At 67.1% G+C, this 20,829-nt stretch carries 13 protein-coding genes and 1 pseudogene; 5 read left to right on the top strand and 9 right to left on the bottom strand.

Annotation, left to right across the window (positions count from 1 at the left end; all coding sequences use genetic code 11):
* Nucleotides 1-105: 105 nt before the first annotated feature.
* From A9976_RS19155 to A9976_RS19145, 3 genes are read right to left on the bottom strand one after another with little or no spacing between them, the layout of a single operon-like run.
* Nucleotides 106-1,539, bottom strand: a complete 1,434-nt coding sequence (locus A9976_RS19155) for an efflux transporter outer membrane subunit (protein WP_183020320.1) — start codon at nt 1,537-1,539, stop codon at nt 106-108.
* Nucleotides 1,532-4,726, bottom strand: coding sequence for an efflux RND transporter permease subunit (locus tag A9976_RS19150; protein WP_034397640.1), 3,195 nt, complete (start codon nt 4,724-4,726; stop codon nt 1,532-1,534). The genes A9976_RS19155 and A9976_RS19150 overlap by 8 nt, the downstream gene beginning before the upstream one ends.
* Before the next feature lie 13 nt (nt 4,727-4,739).
* Nucleotides 4,740-5,954, bottom strand: a complete 1,215-nt coding sequence (locus A9976_RS19145) for an efflux RND transporter periplasmic adaptor subunit (RefSeq protein ID WP_183020319.1) — start codon at nt 5,952-5,954, stop codon at nt 4,740-4,742.
* Between the two features lie 449 nt (nt 5,955-6,403).
* On the opposite strand from A9976_RS19145, the gene A9976_RS19140 reads away from it, so the two are divergent.
* The 3 genes from A9976_RS19140 (at nt 6,404) to A9976_RS19130 (ending at nt 13,590) form a co-directional block, all read left to right on the top strand.
* Nucleotides 6,404-9,547 carry a hypothetical protein gene (locus tag A9976_RS19140; RefSeq protein WP_183020318.1) on the top strand — a complete coding sequence of 1,048 codons (3,144 nt, stop codon included), beginning with the start codon at nt 6,404-6,406 and terminating at the stop codon, nt 9,545-9,547.
* Between the two features lie 31 nt (nt 9,548-9,578).
* Nucleotides 9,579-11,306 (top strand): SWIM zinc finger family protein, encoded by a 1,728-nt coding sequence (locus tag A9976_RS19135; protein WP_183020317.1) that lies wholly within the window; start codon nt 9,579-9,581, stop codon nt 11,304-11,306.
* A 307-nt stretch (nt 11,307-11,613) separates the two neighbouring features.
* Nucleotides 11,614-13,590, top strand: coding sequence for a reverse transcriptase family protein (locus A9976_RS19130; protein WP_183020316.1), 1,977 nt, complete (start codon nt 11,614-11,616; stop codon nt 13,588-13,590).
* Between the two features lie 20 nt (nt 13,591-13,610).
* On the opposite strand, the gene A9976_RS19125 is transcribed toward A9976_RS19130, so the two are convergent.
* Together A9976_RS19125 and A9976_RS19120 are read right to left on the bottom strand one after the other, a co-directional pair.
* Nucleotides 13,611-14,444, bottom strand: a complete 834-nt coding sequence (locus A9976_RS19125) for an AraC family transcriptional regulator (RefSeq protein WP_183020315.1) — start codon at nt 14,442-14,444, stop codon at nt 13,611-13,613.
* Between the two features lie 31 nt (nt 14,445-14,475).
* Nucleotides 14,476-14,859 carry a hypothetical protein gene (locus A9976_RS19120; RefSeq protein WP_013800052.1) on the bottom strand — a complete coding sequence of 128 codons (384 nt, stop codon included), beginning with the start codon at nt 14,857-14,859 and terminating at the stop codon, nt 14,476-14,478.
* A gap of 223 nt (nt 14,860-15,082) precedes the next feature.
* Between A9976_RS19120 and soxR the strand changes: the two genes are divergently transcribed.
* Complete coding sequence (gene soxR, locus A9976_RS19115; protein WP_183020314.1) at nt 15,083-15,592, top strand: redox-sensitive transcriptional activator SoxR; 510 nt, start codon at nt 15,083-15,085, stop codon at nt 15,590-15,592.
* Nucleotides 15,593-15,642: 50 nt separating this feature from the next.
* On the opposite strand, the gene A9976_RS19110 is transcribed toward soxR, so the two are convergent.
* The gene (locus A9976_RS19110; protein WP_183020313.1) at nt 15,643-15,870 is read right to left on the bottom strand and encodes a hypothetical protein; all 228 of its coding nucleotides are present in this window, start codon (nt 15,868-15,870) and stop codon (nt 15,643-15,645) included.
* 88 nt (nt 15,871-15,958) lie between these two features.
* Nucleotides 15,959-16,327 (bottom strand): hypothetical protein, encoded by a 369-nt coding sequence (locus A9976_RS19105; protein ID WP_183020312.1) that lies wholly within the window; start codon nt 16,325-16,327, stop codon nt 15,959-15,961.
* Between the two features lie 281 nt (nt 16,328-16,608).
* Between A9976_RS19105 and A9976_RS19100 the strand changes: the two are divergent.
* Nucleotides 16,609-16,998 (top strand): annotated as a pseudogene (locus tag A9976_RS19100) (transposase); the annotation flags it as partial.
* Here the strand turns inward: A9976_RS19100 and A9976_RS19095 are convergent.
* The gene (locus A9976_RS19095; protein WP_183020311.1) at nt 16,995-17,393 is read right to left on the bottom strand and encodes a hypothetical protein; all 399 of its coding nucleotides are present in this window, start codon (nt 17,391-17,393) and stop codon (nt 16,995-16,997) included. The pseudogene A9976_RS19100 and the gene A9976_RS19095 overlap by 4 nt on opposite strands.
* A partial coding sequence (locus A9976_RS19090; RefSeq protein ID WP_183020310.1) for an RHS repeat protein occupies nt 17,383-20,829 on the bottom strand: 3,447 nt, incomplete at its 5' end. The genes A9976_RS19095 and A9976_RS19090, both read right to left, overlap by 11 nt.

Here is a 20,829-nt window from a genome sequence, read left to right as displayed (position 1 = left end):
AAAAAATGAGGCAAGCCCCTGGTCCTCGTGGTTTTCACCGGGGGCGCCGGACAAGAAAAAAGGGACGGCGCCTGGCCGTCCCTTGTGGCAATGCGCGCCGCGCGCTCAGGCCGGCGGCAGCTTTCCGTCCCAGCCACCGGCCAGGGCCTGGTACAGCGCCACGGCGGCGCGCAGGCTGCGCGCACGGCTGTCGGCGGCCGCGTCCTGGGCCGCATACAGGTCGCGCTGCGCATCCAGCACTTCGTACAGGCCCACGCTGCCCAGCTGGTAGCGGCGCTGCGCCAGTTGCTCGGCACGCTGGCGCTGCTCGGCGGCCTGGGCCAGGTGGGCGTCTTCGCTGCGCGTGCGCTGCAGCCGCACCAGGGCGTTCTCAGTGTCCTCCAGCGCCAGCAGCACGGTCTGCTGGTACTGGGCCAGCGCGGCCTGGGCGCCGGCCTCGCTGGCCGCGATGCGCGCCCGCACGCGGCCCACGTCGAGAAAGGACCAGTCCACGCCCAGGAACACGCTGCTGCGGGCGCTGGCACCCTCGAACAGCGAGCCGCCGTGCAACGCCGTGCTGCCCAGCAGCCCGCCCAGCGACAGGCGCGGGAACAGGTCGGCCGTAGCCACGCCGATGCGTGCCGTGGCCGCATGCAGCCGTGCCTCGGCCACGGCCACGTCCGGGCGCCGGCGCAGCAGGCCGGCCGGCGTGCCGGGGTCGATGGCCGGCGGCAGCTGCGGCAGGGCGGCAGGCGCATCCAGCGCGGCGATCAGCGCCTCGGGCGCCTGGCCCGTGAGCACGGCCAGCCGGTGCTGCGCCATGGCGATCTGCGCCTGCAGCGCGGGAATGCGCGAGCGCGTGGCCTCCAGCTGGGCCTGGGCGCGCGCCAGGTCGAACTCGGTGCCGCTGCCGTGCGCCAGGCGCAGCTGCACCAGGCGCAGCGTGTCCTGCTGGTTGGCCGCGTTGGCCTGCGCCAAGGCCAGGCGCTGCTGCCAGCCGCGCAGGTCGGCGTAGCTGCCCGCCACCTGGGCCGCAATGGCCACCTGCAGGGCCGCCAGGTCGGCCGCATCGGCGCGCAGGTCGGCATGCCGCGCCTCGATGCTGCGCCGCACGCGGCCGAACACGTCGATCTCCCAGCTGGCCGACAGCCCGGCGGTGTAGCTGCGCTGGCTGCGCGGGCCATAGAAGGCCTCGCTCTCACTGAGCTTTTGCTGCGTGGCCCGGCCCGACATCGTGCCCGTGGGCAGCTGGTCGAAGCGGCTTTCGCGCAGCAGCGCCTGGGCACCGTCCAGCCGCGCCAGCGCCACCTGCAGGTCCTGGTTGTCGCCCAGCGCGCGCTCCACCAGCTGCGTCAGCTGCGGGTCCTGGAACTGGCGCCAGAAGGCGGCGTCGGGCTCGGCCTGCGGGGTGGCCGGTGCAGGCTCGGCCCGCGCGAACTGCGCCCCGGCCTGCGGCGCAGCAGGCGCCTTGAAGTCGGGGCCGACCGCGCAGCCGCCCACCAGGGCGGCGGATGCCAGCGCCAGCGCGTGGCGGCTCAGGGACTTGCGTATCTCAGGCATGTGGGGACTCCAGGGAAGCGGGCTGGGCAGGCCCGGTGGAATGCGCAGGCGCATGCCCCGTCAGCGCGCGGCCCGAAAGCCGGCGCAGCGTGACGTAGAACACCGGCGTGAGGAACAGGCCGAACAGGGTCACGCCCAACATTCCCGAGAACACGGTCACCCCCGTGGCCGCGCGCACCTCGCTGCCCGCGCCACCGCCGATGAGCAGGGGCACGGCCCCGGCGATGAAGGCGATCGAGGTCATGACGATGGGCCGCAGCCGCAGGCGACAGGCCTGCAGCGCGGCATCGACGATGCCCACGCCGCGCAGCTCCAGCTCGCGCGCGAATTCCACGATCAGGATGGCGTTCTTGCAGGCCAGCCCCATCAGCACCACCAGTCCCACCTGCACGAAGACGTTGTTGTCGCCGCCGGCCAGCCAGACGCCGAACAGCGCCGCGCAGATGCACACGGGCACGATGAGGATCACGGCCAGCGGCAGCGTCCAGCTTTCGTAGAGCGCGGCCAGCACCAGGAAGACCAGCATCACGGCGATGGCGAAGACCACGGCCGCGGCATTGCTCTGCTCCACCTGCTGGTAGCTGAGGTCGGTCCAGGCCAGCTCGATGCCGCGCGGCAGCGTGCGCTGCGCGATCTCCTGGAGCTTGGCCAGCACCTCGCCCGAGGACAGCACGCGCGGGTCGGAGTCGCCGATCAGATCGGCCGCCGGGAAGCCGTTGTAGCGCAGCACCGGGTCGGGGCCGAAGCTGGGCACCACGGTGACCATGGAACCTATGGGCACCATCTCGCCGCGCGCATTGCGCGTGCGCAGACTGGCGATGTCCTCCACGGTCTGGCGGTGGTCCGCGTCGGCCTGCAGCATCACGCGCCAGACGCGGCCGAAGGCGTTGAAGTCGTTGACGTAGACCGATCCCAGGTAGGCCTGCAGCGTCTGGAACAGGTCGGTCAGCGCCACGCCCTGGGCCTTGGCCTTGGTGCGGTCCACCTTGACTTCCAGCTGCGGGATGTTGGACTGGTAGCTGCTGACCGGGTAGGTCATGCCCGGTGTCTTGGCGATCTCGGCCTGGAAGGCCTGCAGCGCCTGCTGCAGCGCCGCGTAGCCCAGGCCCGCGCGGTCCTGCAGGAACAGCGAGTAGCCCGAGCCGTTGCCCAGGCCCTGGATGGGCGGGGGCATCAGCGCATAGGCGAAGCCGCCCTCGATCTGCGAGAACTTCGCGCCCAGCTCGGCATTGATGGCCTCGGCGCTGCGCGTGCGCTCGCCGAAGGGCTTGAGCATGATGTAGGCGCTGGTCAGGTTGGGCGTGGTGGTGGACTGCAGCGCGTTGAAGCCCGCGAAGGCGGCGACCATGTCCACGCCTTCCACGCTTTTGGCGGCATCGACCATCTGGCGCGTGACCGCATCCGTGCGGTTCAGCGAAGCCCCTTCGGGCAGCTTGGCGCCGCCGAACAGGTACAGCTTGTCCTGCAGCGGGATGAAGCCGCCCGGCACGGCCTGGAACAGCACGGCCGTGCCCGCCAGCAGCGCCGCATAGACCGCGAACACCAGGCCCCGGCGGCGCAGCGAATGCCCCACCGAGTTCTGGTAGCCGTGGGCGCTGCGGTCGAAGAAGCGGTTGAAGGGCCGGAAGAGCCAGCCCAGGCTGCGGTCCAGCCCGCGCGCCAGCGGATCGCGCGGCGCGCCGCGCGGCTGCAGCAGCTTGGCCGCCAGCGCGGGCGACAGCGTCAGCGAGTTGATGGCCGAGATCACCGTGGAGATGGCGATCGTCACGGCGAACTGCTTGTAGAACTGACCCGTCACGCCGCTGAGAAAGGCCATGGGCACGAAGACCGCGCACAGCACCAGGGCGATGGCGATGATGGGGCCCGAGACCTCCTTCATCGCCAGGTGGGCCGCCTCCAGGGGCGTGTGCCCTTCCTCGATGTAGCGCTCCACGTTCTCCACCACCACGATGGCGTCGTCCACCACGATGCCGATGGCCAGCACCAGGCCGAACAGGGTCAGCGTGTTGATGGAGTAGCCCAGCAGGTACAGCCCCGCGAAGGTGCCGACGATGGACACGGGCACGGCCAGCAGCGGGATGATGGAGGCGCGCCAGGTCTGCAGGAAGACGATGACCACCAGCACCACCAGGATGACGGCCTCGATCAGCGTGCTCTGCACCGCCTTGATGGAGTCGCGCACGAAGACCGTGGGGTCCCAGACCGTCTCGAAGGCCACGCCCTCGGGCAGGTCCTGGGAGAGCTTGTCCATGGCCGCGTAGACCTGCTCGGCCACCCCCAGCGCATTGGCGCCGGGCGACAGGAAGATGCCCACGGCCGCCATGTTCTTCTTGTCGCTCCACGAGCGCAGCGTGTAGTCGCTGGCGCCCAGCTCGATGCGCGCCACGTCGGCCAGGCGCACGACCTGGCCGTCCGCACCGCCCTTGAGCACGATGCTGCCGAATTCCTCGGGCGTCTTCAGCCGCCCGCGCACGTTGATGGACAGCAGCTTGTCCGCGCTCTGCGGACTGGGCTGCGCGCCCAACTGCCCGGCCGAGACCTGGATGTTCTGCTCGCGGATGGCGGCAATCACCTCGGGCGCCGTGAGCTGGCGCGCGGCCACCTTGTCCGGGTCCAGCCACACGCGCATGGCGTAGTCGCCCGCGCCGTAGATGCCCACGTCGCCAATGCCCGGAATGCGCGCCAGCACGTCCTTGATCTTGAGCGTGACGTAGTTGCGCAGGTACAGCGCGTCATGCTGGCCGTCCTGGGAGACCAGGCCCACGTACATCAGCGGCGTGGACGACTGCTTTTGCGTGGTCACGCCGAACTGGCGCACCTCCTCGGGCAGACGGCTCTGGGCCTGGCTGACGCGGTTTTGCACGCGCACGGCGGCCGTGTCGGGATCGACGTCGGGGCGGAAAGTGGAGACCACCTGCAGGCTGCCGTCGGACGCCGCGACCGACTTCATGTACATCAGGCCTTCGACGCCGTTGATGGCCTCCTCCAGCGGCACGGCCACCGACTCGGCGACCTCCTTGGGATTGGCGCCCGGATAGGTGGCGCGCACCACCACGCTGGGCGGCACGACCTCGGGATACTCGCCCACGGGCAGCTGCGGAATCGCGACCAGCCCCACGGCGAACAGGATGATGGAGAGCACGACCGCGAAGATCGGCCGGTCTATGAAGAATTTGGAGAAGTCCATGCTGCTTCCCAGTTCACTGCGCGGCCACGGCCGACGCCTTGGCCACCGCCGCCTGCCCATCGCCGGGCGCTGGCTTGGGGCTGATCGGCATGCCGGGGTAGTAGATGCGCTGCAGGCCACCGACCACGAGGCGGTCGCCCGCCACCAGCCCCTTGTCCACCACGCGCCGGCCATCGACCATGCGGCCCAGCTCCAGGTCGCGGCGCTCGGCCTTGTTGCCCTCGCCCACCACATACACGTACTTGCGGTCCTGGTCGGTGAGCACGGCCTTGTCGTCGATCAGCAGCGTCTGCCGCTCGCCGCCCAGGCCCTGCGCGTCTTGCAGTTGCACGCGCGCGAACAGGCCCGGCGTCAGCAGGCGGTCGGGATTGGGCAGGCGGGCGCGCATGCGCACCGTGCCCGTGCCCGCGTTGAGCTGGTTGTCGGTGAAGTCCAGGCTGCCCGCATGCGGAAAGCCTTCGTCGCCGGCCAGTCCCACACGCACGGGCCGCTGCGCGCCGGGCCGTCCCTTGGCCTCCCTGGCGGCCTGCTGCTGCCGCAGGAAGCTGTGCTCGTCCGCATCGAAGTAGACATACACCGGGTCCTGCGAGACCACGGTGGTCAGCACGCTCTGGTCGGCCTGGGCCAGGTTGCCCACGGTGAGCAGGGCGCGGCCCGCGCGGCCGGAGACCGGCGCGCGCACCTCGGTGAAATCCAGGTTGAGCCGGGCTGCCGCCAGTGCGGCCTCGGCGGCGCGCACCTGGGCGGCGCTCTGGGCCAGGGCGCCGGCGCGCGTATCGGCCTCCTCGCGCGAGACGGCATGCTCGGCCACCAGCTGGCGGGCGCGCTGGTCCTGGGTGCGGGCCAGCGCGGCGCCTGCGCGCGTGCGCTCCAGCTCGGCCTCGGCGCTGGCCAGGGCGGCGCGGTAGGGCCGCTGGTCGATCACGAACAGCAGCTGGCCTTTCCTGACCTCCTGCCCCTCGCTGAAGGCAATGCGCTCGATATAGCCCGACACGCGCGGGCGCAGCTGGACCGACTCCACGGCATCGATGCGGCCGTTGAACTCGTCCCAGACACGCACGCTGGCCGGCACGACTTCGCTCACCAGCACCTCGGGCGCAGGCGGCGGACCGTCGCTGGCGTGGGCATCGCCCACGGCCTGCGGGCGGCAGCCGGCAAGCAGGGCCAGCGCCGCCAGGGCGCCTCCGAACAGGGCACGCCGCAACGGCGGCGGTGGAAGAACGGGCATGGATCGACTCTCCTTGAGGGGGATGGGCAAGGCCCTGCTGCCGGGGCAGCGGCGGGGCCGGGAAAAGGGGCGGGACCGCAGGCTCTGGAGGCCTTCCAGGCGGTTGCTCACAATGGGTTGCATTCTTCAAGTTCAAGTGAACTTGAAGTCAAGATCCGCGCGCAAAGACACCACGGAAATTGAGGACGGTTTGCCGGGGACATCGCTGGCCGGATCGGACAAGCGCAGCGGCAATTGACCAGGAACGACCTGAGAAAACCTGAAAAGACCTGAACAGGCGCGCACAGACGGACACACGCGCGTTGCCGCACCTGCAGGACGCCACCACTACACTGCAAGGCCATCTGACCCAGGGTGGCGGCCAGGTATCACCAGGAACCGCCAGGTACCGCCAAAAAGCGCCGACGAACGCCGACACCCTCCATGGAAAAGCACTGGATGCCTGCCGCATGAATCTGCTTGCTCACGCCACACTGTCCCGGCCACAGGGACGCAACGAACGCATCAGCACCGTGAGGGTGCTGGCCCTGGAGATGCCGGGCGGCGACACCACGGCCACCGCCGCGCGCCATGTCGTGACCTTGCAGGTCACGCAATTGAAGGCCGGCGTCGTCGCGCAGGTCGATGACAGCACGCTCACCCCCTTGCCCCAGGCGCTGGAGCCTGCGCGCCAGCGCGCGCTGGCCTACCTGCGCCAGCGCCTGGGCGCGGGCGATGTGCTGCAGTCCCATGAGGGCTTTGCGGAGCTGGATGCTGAAGCAGGCCCGGCGCCCTCCCCCGGCCAGGCCCCGGGACAGGCCACGGTGCCGCCAGGCCTGCCGGAGTCGGCCCTGCAGGCCGGCGCCATTTCCGCCCTGTGCAAACGCCTGGACGGCAGCGCCTGGCGGCTGATGCCCTCGGGCCAGCAGGCCCGGCTGGTGTGGCGGCTGGCCGAATATGCGGACCCCGCGCGCGGCGGCGCCGCCCAGCGCCTGCTGCATGCCCAGGTTCCACGCCTGGTGGCACTGCTGGGCACGGGGGACGATCTGCTCGACTACTGCCTGGCCTACCTCATCGGGCGCCTGGGCGATGGCGGCGCGGCGGTGGCCCTGCAGGCGCTCTCGCAGCGCGGCACCAGCGAGGCCACGCGCGACCTGGCGCACCAGGCCTGGCTGGCCCTGCTGGCGCCGCAGGAACGCCAGGCGGCGCTGCAGGAGTACCAGGCGCAGTGGGCCGGGATCAACCCGAAGGAGAACGGCCCGAAAGAGGATGGACCGCAGGCCGAACAGGCCTTCTTCCAGGCCCTTGGGCCACAGGCGCTGCTGGCGGCCGATGCGCTGGGCGCGCACGACGGCGCCGTCCACCAGCAGCTGCTGGCCTGGATGGAGCGCATCCCCTTCACGCGCGCCTGGTGGCCGGCCCTGCGGCGCATCCACAAGCGTGCCGAGTGGCGGCGCGACCACGCCCTGCTGGCCGTGCTGCATGCGCGCTTCGATGGCCCGCGCGACGAGGGTGCCGTCTTCAGCCGCGACACCTCGCTGTACCTGCGCCTGCGCGGCTGGCGCCAGCTGCGGCGCATGGCATCGGCCGACCACAGCGAAAGCGCCGCCCATGCCGCAGCCCTGCTCCAGGCCATGGACCGCTGCTGCGCGGGCCAGGCTGCCTCGCGCTCCGGCCGCCTGCCCGAATCGCGCTGGCTCATCGCCGCCAGGCTGCTGCTGCCGCGCTGGCCGCAACTGCATGCCTCGGCCCGCGCCCACACCTGGTACACCGACGAGCCGCTGGACCTGCAGCAGCTGCCTGCGCAGCGCGTCGAAGGGCTTTCGGCCATGTGGGACGCCCACCCCGGGCAACTGCTGCAACTGGTGGGCCGTTCGCAGTCCACGCTGCTGCTGTGGTCGCTCACGCGCGCCCTGCAGGACCAGAAGGCCTTTCTGGACGGCCTCGATGCAGCGGCCACCGCGCCGCTGCTGCACAAAACCTATGCACCGGCGGCTGCGCTGGGCCTTCAGATCGCGCAGCAGCGCATGGTCTCGCTGACCGACGATGCGGCACGCCGGCCCTGGCTGCTGGCGCTTGCGCAATGCGGCGACGGGCCTGCCGCCAGCTACCTGGGCGCCTGGCTGTCGCGTGACCGCGCAGGCGCCGCGCGCGATGCCGAACTGGTGGCCGCCCTGCTGCTGTCACCGGCCGCCAGCTCGCGCACCCAGGGCCTGGCCCTGCTGTTTTATGCCGATGGTGCAGCCGTGGCCCTGGCCTTGCTGGCGGCGCTGCCCACGCTGGAGGCCGAAAGCCCCGCGCTGGCCGATATCCGCGATGCCGTGCAGGCGCTGTTCGATGGCAACGGCCCGCTGGCCGCGCAGGCCGCCAGCGTCCCGGCCCCGCCGCTGCACCACCTGCTGGCGCACTCGGTGACGGCGCTGGTGGAGATGGCCACCGCCTGGCTGCTGGCACACCCGCAGGGCCTGCGGACCCTGCCGCCGGCGGCGCTGCGCGGGCTGCTGGAATCCGAGGAACCTGCGCGCATGGCCTGCGGCATCCGGCTCATGGGCAGCCTGGCCGATGACCTGCTGTGCGAGCAGGCCGACATGCTGGCCGGGTTCGCGGTATCACCACATGCCGCCTTGCGCGCAGCGGCAGCGCCCCTGGTCGAGCGCCTGGCCGGCACCGCCCTCTACAACACGCGCTGCAATGCCCAGATCGCCGAGCGCCTGCACGAGGTGCTGTTCCGCGCGGAAAAGGCCGAAGGCGTCCACGACGCGGCGCTGCGGCTGCTCACCGGCCCGCTGGCCGCCGTGGCCCCGGCCCGCGATGCCTCGGGCATCTGGCGCGCCCTGCAGGCCCAGGCCAAGGGCGCACAGCGCTACGGCGCCTGGGGCCTGAAGGCGCTGGACCTGCAGGCCTACACGCTGCGCCAGTGGTCCACGCTGGCCCGGCATGCCGATGCCGACGTGCGCGCCTTGAGCCGCCAGAGCATCGATGCGCAGCTCACGCCCATGGACCGGACCCGGCCCGAGCAGGCCGAGCAACTGCTGCCGCTGGCCGACGCCCTGTTTGCCGACACGCAGCAGTACGCGCGCGACATGTTCGGCCAGCGGCTGCCGGACGGCGCCCTGTCGCCGCAGCTGCTGCTCGGCTGGGTCGATCACGCCCAGCCCTGGGTGCAGGCCCTGGGCCGCCAGCGGCTCGCGCAGCACATGAGCGCGCCCGAGGCCAGCCTCTTCCTCACGCGCCTGGCTCAGCATCCCGCCACCAGCGTGCAGCTGTTCGTCACGCAATGGCTGCTCGCCCTGCCCGACGAGCCCGCACCGCAGCGCGCGGCGCGCCTGCAGGAGCTGCAGCCCTACTTCCTGGCCGTGCTCAGCCAGGTGCACCGCGCGCGCGCCAGCAAGACGCGCGTGCTGCATTTCCTGCGCAGCCAGGTGCAGGCGCCCGAGACCGCCGCCGTGGTGGCGGCCATCTTTGCGCGGCAGGTGGTCAGCGCCAGCCATGCCGACCAGCCCGACTATGTGGCCGGGCTGCGCGACATCGTGCAGCGCCATCCCCAGCTGGCGCAAAGCTTCATGCAGCCCCTGGCGGCGGAGCGGCGCGGCCAGGCCCCGTCTTCAACCTGAGCGCCGCAACAAGGCACGGAGTCGATCGGACATGGAATTTCGCTATCAGTACTACGGCAGCACGCAGGTCAACGACACGGCGGCCGAGCAGGCCTTCTCCTTCGCGCCCGACCTGCTGCGCCCACCCACGCGCTTCGACGGCCTGCTCCGGCGCGACGGCCCGGCCTACCTGCAGGTGCGCGAAGGGCTGTCCGCGCTGCACAGCGTGGTGGTCAGCGACCTGCGCACGCGCGGCCGCGACAAGACGGCCTACCGCGAATGGCTGCAGGAGCACGAAGCGCAAATGCTCGCCACCTTCATGGCAAACACCGGCGGCGCCCAGGCACGCGCCAAGGAAATCAGCGCCGAACTCAAGGACCTGCGCGAGACCCGCAACCAGGTGCTCTCCCCCTTCTACAAGGCCCAGCGCAAGTACTTCGACTGGCTGTTCGTGGCCAACCGCGATGCATGGTACGTGCTGGACCCCGTGATCACCGTGCACCCGTACCGGCTGCTGTTCGAGGCCTTCAGCCAGGACGAATCGAGCTACTGCGCGGTCAGCATCCGGCACGAGGCCTTCGAGCATGCGGGCGAGCGCATCTGCGGCACCACCAACATCGACTACTCGGCCAGCCTGTACGAGGAGTTCCAGAAGATCCGCAACTACCGGGACACGAGGCTGACGCTGGACCCGGCCGGCTTTGCCGTGCAGGTGGGCGGCGACCCCACGCTGCGCGAGGAAAAGATCGACCTGCCCGACAGCTGGCTGCGCGGCTTCATGCAGGTCTCCAGCGCCATGGCCCTGCCCGCCACCGTGCTGGAGCTGCACCCCATGGACCTGTTCAACATCTGCGCGCGGCTGCGTGCCCGGCGCGAGCGCCACGGCCCGCGCGCGCTGCGCTTCGAGCTGGCGCCGGCACAGCCGCCCACCGTGGTGTTCGAGCCCTGGGAGGAGCGCCTGGCCACCCGGCGCTCGCACGTCGTCAGCGATGCCATGGGCACGGGCGGCGGCACCATCCGCCTGTGGGGGCGCCGCCGCCTGCTCACGCTGGAGCGCCTGATCTCCCAGGCCACGCGCGTGCGCGTGCACCTGCTGGGCAGCGGCATGCCCAGCTTCTGGGTGATCGAGCTGGGCCTGGTCACGGTCACGCTGGGCCTGTCGGGCTGGAGCGCCAACGACTGGGCCGCCAGCGCGCGCTTTCACCTGATGGCGCCGCAGGCCGAGGTCACGCCTGCCCAGGTCGAGGCCGTGGGCCGGCAGCTGCAGTCGTGCTGGCAGGCCGGCGCGCAGGATCTGGCCCAGGCCACGGGCCTGTCCCCGGCCCAGGTGCACACGGCCATGACACGCTGGATGCAGGCCGGGCGCGCGGTCTACGACCTGGACGCCGGGCGCTACGCCTGGCGCGAATTGCTGCGCGAGCCGCTGACGGCGCAGCAATTGCAGCCCGCCAACCCCGAGCAAGACAAGGCGCTGGCCCTGGTGCGCGGCAAGGCCATTGCCCCGCCGCGCATCGACCGCAAGGACGGGTTCAGCCGCATCACCGGCCAGATCCCGCGCGCCGATGGCAAGCGCCTGTTCGACACCCAGCTCGAACTCGATGCCGATGAACGCCTGACCGATGCGCGCTGCAGCTGCAACCACTACCAGCAGTACCGGCTGCGCCAGGGCCCCTGCGAGCACATGATTGCGCTGCGCCTGGTGGCGCAGCCCCAGCTCGATGCCGCCCGCCAGCCGACCGGCCCGCAGATGAAGGCCGCAGGACAAGGAGAAATCGCGTGAACCGCTTCAATTGCTCTACACTGCCACGCGGAGCGACGCGCAGGCTCTTGCAACCCGGGTGGTGTTTCGCCACCCTTGTGAACTGCCGTTTCATGCACCACGGGCGCCGTTTTCACTGTGCCACCCCAGCGACGGTATGCGTTTTCCTGAGTGGCTTGCCACAAGCGAAACACGCATACCGTCGCGGGGTGGCGTCGAGCGAACAGCTCCCGTCCCGTGAGCCCTGCGGGCTCTTCGACGAGAAGCGCGTCGCTCCATTTCTTTGCCCGCCGCACAGCGGCCGGGCCCGCCTTGCAGGGGTGGCCGCATGAGCCAGCCGCAACCCACGCGCGCCGAGATCTACGAGCGCATCAAGGCATCGAGCAAACAGGAAGTCATCCTCGACGAGATGCAGCGCCTGGGCTTCTGGCCCAAGGGCGAGGGACAGCCGCAGCTGGCCGCCGCCCACATCCAGCGCGAGGGCGAGCTGCAGCGCGAACTGGCCGAGCTGCGCCAGCAAATCGCCGTGCGCCAGAACCCCGAGCGCGCATTGCGCCAGATGCGCAAGGAGCGCATGCAAAAGGCGCTGGCCCAGCGCGAGGAAACCAAACGCCGCCAGGCCCAGGAGCGCCACGACAAGGCGCTGGCCTGGCATGCCAGGCGGGCCACGCACGTGGGCTATCTGGGTCCCGGCGTCTCCGCTGCCCTGCAGGGACCGCAGGTCGGTGAGGCACAGCCTGCTGCCGGGCAACGCCGGCAGGCCGACCCGCAAAGGCTGGCCCGGCATGGCCTGCCGGAGCTTGCCGATGCGGCGCAGCTGGCCGATGCCATGGGCATCACCGTGGCCGAGCTGCGTTTCCTGGGCTTTCACCGCGAAGTGGCCCGCACCCACCACTACCACTCGTTCACCCTGCCCAAGAAGACCGGCGGCGAGCGGCTGATCTCCGCGCCCATGCCGCGCCTCAAGCGCGCGCAGTACTGGGTGCTGGACAACATCCTCGCCAAGGTGCCCGCGCATGGCGCCGCCCACGGCTTCCTGGCCGGCCGCTCCATCGTGAGCAACGCCGCGCCGCATGCGGGCCACGACGTGGTCATCAACCTGGACGTGAAGGACTTCTTTCCCAGCATTGCCTTCGGCCGCATCAAGGGCGTGTTCCGGCATCTGGGCTATGGCGAGGCCATGGCCACCCTCCTGGCCCTGTTGTGCAGCGAAAACCGCGCCCAGGCCTGGCAGGTGGATGGCGAGAAGCTCTTCGTCGGCGGCAAGGCGCGCGAGCGCGTGCTGCCCCAGGGCGCGCCCACCAGCCCCATGCTCACCAACCTGCTGTGCCGCCGCCTGGACCGCCGCCTGCTGGGCCTGGCCAGGCAGCTGGGCTTTGTGTACACGCGCTATGCGGACGACCTGACCTTCTCCGCCTCGGGCGAGGCCGCGCGCGACAACGTGGGCCGGCTGCTGGGCCGCGTGCGCTGGATACTGCGCGACGAAGGCTTCACGCCCCACCCCGACAAGGAGCGCGTGATGCGCAAGGGCCGCCGACAGGAGGTCACCGGGCTGGTGGTGAACGCGGACAAGCCCGGCGTATCGCGCGAGACGCGCAGGCGCCTGCGCGCCGCCCTGCACCACGCCACGCAGGCCAGCGCCGGCAAGCCGGCGCACTGGCAGGGGCAGGCAGCCCAGCCCTCGCAATTGCTGGGACTGGCGCAGTTCGTGTACCAGGTCGATCCCGTGCAGGGCGGGCCGCTGCTGGGCCAGGCCCGCCAGCTCACGCGCAGCCCCATCGACCGCGCCAACGATGCCCTGCGGCAGGCCAGCCGGCAGGACCGCGCGGCGGCGCGTGCGCAGGCGACCGCAAGCGCACAGTTCCGGCGTCTGGCCGCCAGCGGGCAGGCGCCTGCGCTGGCCAGCGGCAAGACCTGGTGGCAGCCGGCCGAGCCGGCGGCACCCGTGATCGAGAAGACCGACCAGCAGCGGCGCGAACAGCGGCTGCAAGAGCGCGAGGCCGCGCGCGCCCAGGCCGCAGCGGCCGCCCGGCCGGCCGTGGACACGCCGCAGCAGCAGCCCGCACAGGCGCCGGGCCCCGATGCACAGGCCCCCGGGCCATCGCCGATGCCCGGCCTGCTGGCCTACTGGGCGCAGATCGTGATCTGCTTCTTGCTGGGCACGGTGTTCCAGGCGCGCCTGATCACGCTGATCGGCATCGTGCTGGTCCTGCTCCTGCGCTACCGGCGCATACGGCGCTGGGATGTCTTCGCCGCTGCGATGGTGGTGGCCGTGCTGCTGGGCCTGGGGCTGCGGCTGTCGTGATGTTCGCGGGGCCGCAGGCCTCAGAGGCCTGCGGCCCCGCCCGCCACGGGCGCGCTGCGCAGCGCCAGGAAGCGGCGCGGCGAGGTGCCCACCGCCTTGCGGAACATGGTCACGAAGGCGGGTGCGCTCTCGTAGCCCAGGGCATCTGCCACGGTCTGTATGCGCAGCCCCTCGGACAGCTTTTGCAGTGCGGTGAGCACATGCAGCTGGCGGCGCCACTGGTTGACCGTGAGCCCGGTCTCGGCCAGGAACAGCCGCGTCATGCTGCGCTCGCTCATGCCGATGCGCTGGGCCCAATCGGCCAGACGTGCCTGCAGCTGCGGCTGCTCGCACAGGGCATTGGTCATGCGGCGCAGGCGCCGGTCGTGCGGCAGGGGCAGGTGCAGTCCTTCGGGCTGCGCCGCCTGGATCTCGTCGAGCAGCACCTGCATGAGCCGGCCATCGCCGCTGTCGGGCTCGTAGTCCTGCGGCAGGCCCTGCACGCGGTCCAGCAGCGCACTGAGAAAGGGCGAGACGGCCAGCGCATGGCAGGGTCCGGGCACGGGGCGCACGGCCCCTGACTCGACAAAGACCACGTAGCCGCTGGCCGCACCGCTGCAGCTGACGCGGTGCAGCGTGCCGCCCGGAATCCAGGCGGCGCTGCGCGGCGGCACCACGCAGACGCCCGCATCGGTCTCCAGCGTGATCAGCCCCGCATGGGTGACCATGAGCTGGCTCTTGCGGTGGGCATGGAAGTTCATCCCCCAGTCGCCGGGGCCCGACCGCATGGGCAGGACGATCACGGGACGGTCCACATGGTCGGGGTCCCACCTCTCGGGCAGGACTTTGAGCAGGGCGGAATCCACGGCATTCATGGTGTTTCTCTCAGTTCATGTCAATCGGTCATCAATCGGACCCGAGCAGCTCCCGTGCACGCTGCTGCGCCTCCTCGGGGGAGGCCACCAGCAGCATGGGATAGCCCCAGGCCTTGCCGAACATCTGTGCGAAGGCCTCGGCCTCGGCGCGCTTTTGCGCATCGGGCTCGGCGTGGACCAGGGCGCGCACCAGGCTTTTGAGCTCGGGGCGGCGGGCCTTCATCCACAGCACGACCTGCTTGCGCTCCTCGGGTGAGCGCTCCTCCTGGGACATGTCGCCGTCGCTGAAGAAGACAAAGGCCTGGCCGCGGGCCAGCAGGGCCGAGAAGTCCTCCAGCAAGCGGTCCACGGGCACGGCCTTGTCGCGCTCGTAGCCCATTCGGACCAGGGGAAAGCTGCTGCTGTCGATGTACATGGAAACCTCCGGCCAGTGCCATTCAATACAAATGAGACCCATTACTCTATGAATGAACGGCAGCTGCGTCATTGCAGCACTCGGCCAAAGAATTTCGCAGTCCGGCCAGGACGCTCGCATGGGCGGTACAGACCCGGTTGCCCTGTTCCTGCGCTTTCGCTCAGAATGGCCGCATTCTTCGAGTTCAAGTGAACTTGAAGTCAAGCCACGAAGGAAAGCCACCATGAAAACCGAGGATGATCCGCTGCTCAGCATCGGCGACGTGGCGCAGCGCAGCGGGGTCAAGGCCTCGGCGCTGCGCTTTTACGAGTCGCTGAACCTGATCGAGTCGGTGCGCAGCGCCAGCGGCCACCGGCGCTACCACCGCTCGTCGCTGCGGCGCATCGCCTTCGTGGTCTTCGCCCAGCGCATCGGCTTCACGCTGGAGGAGATCGCCGAGCAGCTGGCCAAGCTGCCCAGCCGCCATGTCCCCACGGGCGGGGACTGGCAGAAGATGTCGCGGGTCTGGAAGCAGCGGCTGGACGACCGCATAGGCGAGCTGCAGCGGCTCAGCGAGAGCCTGGACCAGTGCATTGGCTGCGGTTGCCTCTCGCTGCGCCACTGCGTGCTGCACAACCCCGGCGACCTGTGCGCACAGAATGGCCCCGGGCCGCGCCGCTGGCTGGGCGACCCGCCGCCCGTGGCCATGGGCGGGCCCTGCCCGGGCGGGCCTGCGCAGCACCCCGAAGACTGACTGAACCGGGGCCACACCTGCGTCAGGATCGACCGAACAGGTAGATCGAATCAACTATTTCCACGGATCAGCCGCTGTGCGACGTTGTAGCCGCGGGTTTGGCCTCCCTGGTCGCTGCTTTCCTTGACCGTGTGTCCCTGCGGGGTGTACTGCACTTGGGTTTGCTCGGGCTGCGCTATTGCGTCGAAGGGCGGGAGTCTGGCGTCGCAGGTGAACTGGTCGTCTGCGTTGCGGCTCCACTGTCCCACCTGATGGCCACTGAAGGTGCAGTTGCGCACGGCGTCTTACTGGTATTGCTCCGTGGGCAGGCCAAGTCCTTGAGTGGCTGATCTGGCGCGGCCCTGGCTAAGCGGTTCATAGACGTACTCAGTTTAGCTCAGGTCGTTGCCGATCAACTTCGTTAATTTCTGAAAACGCCTCATTTACCCCGTTCAATCCGATTAATAGCGCATCCTTTACCGAATTACCATCAAACATTTCAAAATCAAACGATTCATCTGGAGTTGATATTTCTATCGTCATTTTATCCATCAATCTTCTCGACTCAGTCGAACCATATGTTGGAGCAGCCTCTATTTTTTCTCTTCTCATGATTCTTGGATAGAATTTCCCGTTACCTTTTCTTATGATTTGAATAGCTATTTTCACCGATCCAAATACTCCATCATCAGGCGTCTCAATATTAGGCAATTCATATGTAGACATCACTTCTGACAAATCATCAATAGACAACATATTTACCTCACTTCGTGACAATGGCGTTTATAACAGCCTCTGGGAACCCTGGAATTAGCATCTTTTTGTGCGTGCCTTGCACGCACCATCTTTAGATGTTCAGGCCCACAGTGAGATGGCGCAGATCGATCATCTCGGCCAGACGCGGGCGAAAGAAATCGGCGGTGTCGGCAGGCTCGGGCATCAACAAAACTCCCAGAAATCAGCGTCTGATACAACGATTCTCGGGGATCGCCAGCCTATGCGAACCAGCGAAAATCCAGTGTTCATGCGGGTTGCCGGGGATTTGCAGGGCCGACTTGGTAAGCGGCGCGAACCGGCACGACTCCAAGATGTTCAAGAGGTGCGTGGACGCGATTCCTGCGATTGCAGACTTGGGAGGGCGCCCCCGTAAAAGACCATCGAAGCTGCACGCCGACAAGGGCTATGACTACAAGCATTGCCGTGCGCACTTGAGACAACGGGGCATCGCCAGCGGCATTACCAGGCGAGGCGTTGAGAGCAGCGAGCGACTGGGCAAGCATCGCTGGGTGGTGGAGCGGACGCACGGCTGGTTTGAAGGCTTCGGCAAAATGCAAATCCGCTTTGAACTATGACTGGATAACCTCGAAACGCTGCTGAAATTGGCGACAGCGTTCATCTGCGCTCGCTTCGTGGATCGGTGGTATTAGCCACTCTTATTGAGTAAGAATTTACGCTTTACCGACCTCCATTCACCTTCTAAATATGCACTCGCAAAATCATTTCCATCGAGAGCCAGCATTTTTAGTTGATTTTCAATCTTCAGCAATTCTTCGATAGAAGAGTTTAAATTCAACCCGTTTATTTTAGTCAACAAATCATCTAGCGTTATTGCTCCAAATGCCTCTTCCTCAGAGCCTTGCAGCATATCAAAATATGCAATAACTTTCTTCCCTATCTCTCCATATAAATCATTGCGATCTTCGCCTTGCTCGTACTCAAGACTGGATATTACAAAACTGCCCCCTCCCTTCCTGCTGGCCATAAATAGCAGATTTCCATCTGACAGCCTAACTGTCAAGATTGGTAAAAGATTATCCTCCATACATCCTCCTGCATTCTTGATAACACTCTATGTATCTTTCATCTGATTCAGAAATGCACTTCCTAAATTTCTCCGCATATTTTTCGGTACCCCGCCTTCCGTATATGGATGAATTATAGTGGCAGAATTTTCTTCTTGCTGAATCATCGAAATCACAATCCCTTTCGCACTTATCCCAATCAGAGGCTTTGCATTCACTGACAATTATATAAATGGGAATAAGCCACCAGGGACCTCTTGGAATCTTGATTTCCACCGGAAAGCCTGGATATGGAATACCTATACCTGAGGATGGAGCGAGACCAAGTGAGTCTTGAAATTTTAATGGTGATTGATTTGCATAAGAATATAGATTAACGCCATCATGGAGTCCAATTGGATCAACTTCAAGGTATCTTCCCAATATGACATATAGGCTTCTATAGAAATTAGAGTGATTACCTGACTCTGCATCCCAATACTGCCCAGGGAGTCTCAGATTTATCTCGTGCTTATTTTCCGATAGTATCCCTGTAATCCCAAATGCTTCTGCCCAAGCCTTCCACATCATTGCACCCTGTTTACTGCTGCTCAGCATCGGCGTTCCTAGATGATCCGTATGCAGATAGTGGACACTGGTGTTCTTGCTCGTCAATTGCGCATTGCTGACCTCCGCCTGCCAGATAGGGGCCGTGCTCCATAGCCCTTGCTGCGCTTTCTGGGGATCGAAGGCATACGCCCTTGTCATCTGCCCTTGCTCGTTGGCCTCGCCCAGCAGTCCCGTGTCGCTGTAGAAGAAGTAGGTGACCTTGGTGGTCTGGCCTTCCTTGACTTCTTTGGAAACGCGCCGCCCCAGGGGGTCGTAACGGTATTGGGCATCAATGTCTGGGGTGCTCTGGCCTGCCGCTGTGCTGGCATAGCGGATCAGCCGCTCCGCCGCGTTGTAGCTGTAGCTTCGTTCTCCTTTGTCACTGCTTTCCCTGGCTGTATGTCCCTGCGGCGTGTACTCGACCTGGGTTTGTATCGGCTGTGCCACCTTGTCGAAGGGCCGCAGGCGCGGGTAACTGGTGAGCTGGTTGTCAGCGTTGTAGCTCCACTGCCCCATTTGGTGGCCGCTGAAGACACGGTTGTGCACGGCGTCGTACTGGTATTGCTCGGTGGGCAGACCCAGGTCCTTGAGTGGCTGGTCTGGTGCAGCCTTGGTCAGCCTGTCCAGGTTGTCGTAGCCATACTCGGTGGTGCCCAGATCGCTGTCGATCTGAGTTATGTTGCCTGCCTTGTCGTACTGGTAGTAGCGACTGGCCAGTATCTGGGTGGTAGCGTTCTTGACCTCGATGGACAGCGGCCTTTGCAGCGCATCCAGGCTGATGGTTTTGGTGGCACCCGGCGTCTCGATGCGCGTGGCCGTGAGCCATTGGTAGTTGCCGTAGCGGATCTGGCTCTGGTCTGGCAGGGTCACCAGGCTCAGGCGCCCCTTGTCGTAGCTGTATTGGCCTGCGCTGCCGTCGGGGTAGCTGTGGCCGGCCAGTTGGCCGTCGGCGTTGTAGCTTTGGCCTACCGTGAAGCTGAAGCTACCCGTTTTATCGACCTTGCCGTAGGTCACCTTGTTCTGGGTGGTTCTTCCTTGCGCGTCCTTGTCGTAGGTGGCGCTGCTGATCAGGTTGTGCTGGCCGTCCTTTTGCTCGTAGGCGGTGAGCAGGCCGTCTGCGTCGTACTGGTAGCTGATGCGTTGGTCGGTTTCCGTGCCTTGGAGCTTGTGCTCTTCCTGCACCATGCGGCCGGCCTTGTCATAGGCGTAGCGGCGGGTGTTGCCTCCAGCGTCCGTGCGTTGTGTCAGTTGGCCTGCGGCATCGTAGGCATACAGAATGGCGCCGCCCATGGGGCGGGTTTCCTTGATCAGGCGCCCGGCTTTGTCGTATTCAAATTTGTGGGTGTTGCCCTTGGCGTCGGTCAGGCTGGTGAGCTGGTCGTGGGCATTCCAGGTCTGCTTGGTGGCCTGGGCCATGGGGTCGATGGTTTTGACGAGGCGGCCCAGGCCGTCGTATTCATAGATGGTGGTGCGGCCTGCGGGGTCTATGGTGGCGACCCTCTGGCCCAGGCTGTCGTATTGCTGGTGCTGGGTGCGGGTTTGGTCCTGCGTCGAGGGATTGGCCAAGTGCTGAGTGACGGCGGTTTGCCGGCCGTTCTGGTCGTACTGGTAGGTTTCCTTGTACGTGGGGTACTGGGTGGCGATGAGCAGCCCGGCCTGCGGGCTGTCGTCTTCGCCATATTCGTGGCCGATGGTGTCGCCTGCCGCATCGATGCTGCTGGCGATGCGGCCCCGGTGGTCGTAGGTGGTCTGCGTGACAAGACCGCTGGGGCTTGTGGTACTCAGGGGCAGGCCCGTGTTGTCGTAGGTGATGCGCGTGCCTGCGCCTTGGGTCTGGCCCGGGGCAATGGTTTCTATGACTCGACCTTGCGGGTCGTAGCGGGTTTGCTTTGTTCGGCCTGCTGCACTGGTGCTCTTCGTCCTTCGCCCTCTGGCGTCGTATTCGTGGCTTGTGGTCTGGTTCAGGGCATTGCTGGCCTGGGTCAGCCGGCCTGCTGCATCAAAGCCCAGCGTGGTGGTGTTGCCCAGGGCGTCGGTCTGCGTTGCAGGTAGACCCCTGGCGTCGTAGCTGGCCTGGCTGGTATGGCCCAGCGGGTCCGTGGCCTCGATCAGGCTGCCGTTGTTGTCGTAGCGGTAGGTGGTCGTTCTGCTGTCTTCTCCTGTGCCGTCGCCCGCGCCGGTGCTGCGGCTGGTCAGTTGACCGTAGCTGTCGTACTGGTAGCGCGTGGTGCGCTGTTCGGGCCGACCCAGGGCTTCGGTCCAGCTGGTGACGCGGCCTTTGTCGTCATGGCTCCAGGTGCTGGTGATGCCGCCCTGGTTGATGTGCTTTGTCCTGAGGCCGCGTACAGGCTCGTATTCGTATTGGTCCCGGCTGCCATCCGGGTAAATAATTTGCAGCGGCTGGTAGTTGTAGTCGTAGCTGGTGGTGGTGGTCAGGCCCCGTGCATCGATGGCGCGGGTCTGGTAGTTGCCGTCCCACAGGGTTTTGGCTGCGGGCTTGCCGTTGAAGGTTCTCTCCAGTTCGTTGCCTTCACGGTCGTAGAGATAGACGGTGGTGTTGCCCCGGCAGTCCAGGTAGGTGACGAGGAACTGGCGTTTTTCTCGCAGGTATTGGTTCTTGCCGGTGGAGGCGCAGCCCTGGGCATCGAGTTTGCCGACGCGGCCACCGCCCCAGAGGTTGGCGAGTTTGCTGGTGGTGCCGCTGGTGCCCGTGGGGTCCAGGACCTTACCGGCGGCGCCCAGGGTGAGCAGCGGTGCGGGGGCGGGAATGCTTTGGCTGTACTGGACCGTGACCTGGGCGCCCAGGGGGTCGGTGCGGCTGGTGAGCTGGCCGTTGCCGTCGTAGGTGTAGCTCCAGCGCTGGCCCAT

The sequence above is a fragment of the Delftia sp. UME58 genome, from assembly GCF_014170385.1.
Classification (GTDB): domain Bacteria; phylum Pseudomonadota; class Gammaproteobacteria; order Burkholderiales; family Burkholderiaceae_C; genus Comamonas; species Comamonas acidovorans.
The sequence above is the reverse complement of the archived record's forward strand: the minus strand, read 5'-3'. Positions and strand labels throughout refer to the sequence as shown.

What these genes read in the sequence shown, in the direction of transcription:
- A9976_RS19155 (WP_183020320.1), bottom strand. Translation starts at nt 1,539, where the DNA reads ATGCCTGAGATACGCAAGTCCCTGAGCCGCCACGCGCTGGCGCTGGCA.
- A9976_RS19150 (WP_034397640.1), bottom strand. Translation starts at nt 4,726, where the DNA reads ATGGACTTCTCCAAATTCTTCATAGACCGGCCGATCTTCGCGGTCGTG.
- A9976_RS19145 (WP_183020319.1), bottom strand. Translation starts at nt 5,954, where the DNA reads ATGCCCGTTCTTCCACCGCCGCCGTTGCGGCGTGCCCTGTTCGGAGGC.
- A9976_RS19140 (WP_183020318.1), top strand. Translation starts at nt 6,404, where the DNA reads ATGAATCTGCTTGCTCACGCCACACTGTCCCGGCCACAGGGACGCAAC.
- A9976_RS19135 (WP_183020317.1), top strand. Translation starts at nt 9,579, where the DNA reads ATGGAATTTCGCTATCAGTACTACGGCAGCACGCAGGTCAACGACACG.
- A9976_RS19130 (WP_183020316.1), top strand. Translation starts at nt 11,614, where the DNA reads ATGAGCCAGCCGCAACCCACGCGCGCCGAGATCTACGAGCGCATCAAG.
- A9976_RS19125 (WP_183020315.1), bottom strand. Translation starts at nt 14,444, where the DNA reads ATGAATGCCGTGGATTCCGCCCTGCTCAAAGTCCTGCCCGAGAGGTGG.
- A9976_RS19120 (WP_013800052.1), bottom strand. Translation starts at nt 14,859, where the DNA reads ATGTACATCGACAGCAGCAGCTTTCCCCTGGTCCGAATGGGCTACGAG.
- soxR (WP_183020314.1), top strand. Translation starts at nt 15,083, where the DNA reads ATGAAAACCGAGGATGATCCGCTGCTCAGCATCGGCGACGTGGCGCAG.
- A9976_RS19105 (WP_183020312.1), bottom strand. Translation starts at nt 16,327, where the DNA reads ATGTTGTCTATTGATGATTTGTCAGAAGTGATGTCTACATATGAATTG.
- A9976_RS19095 (WP_183020311.1), bottom strand. Translation starts at nt 17,393, where the DNA reads ATGGAGGATAATCTTTTACCAATCTTGACAGTTAGGCTGTCAGATGGA.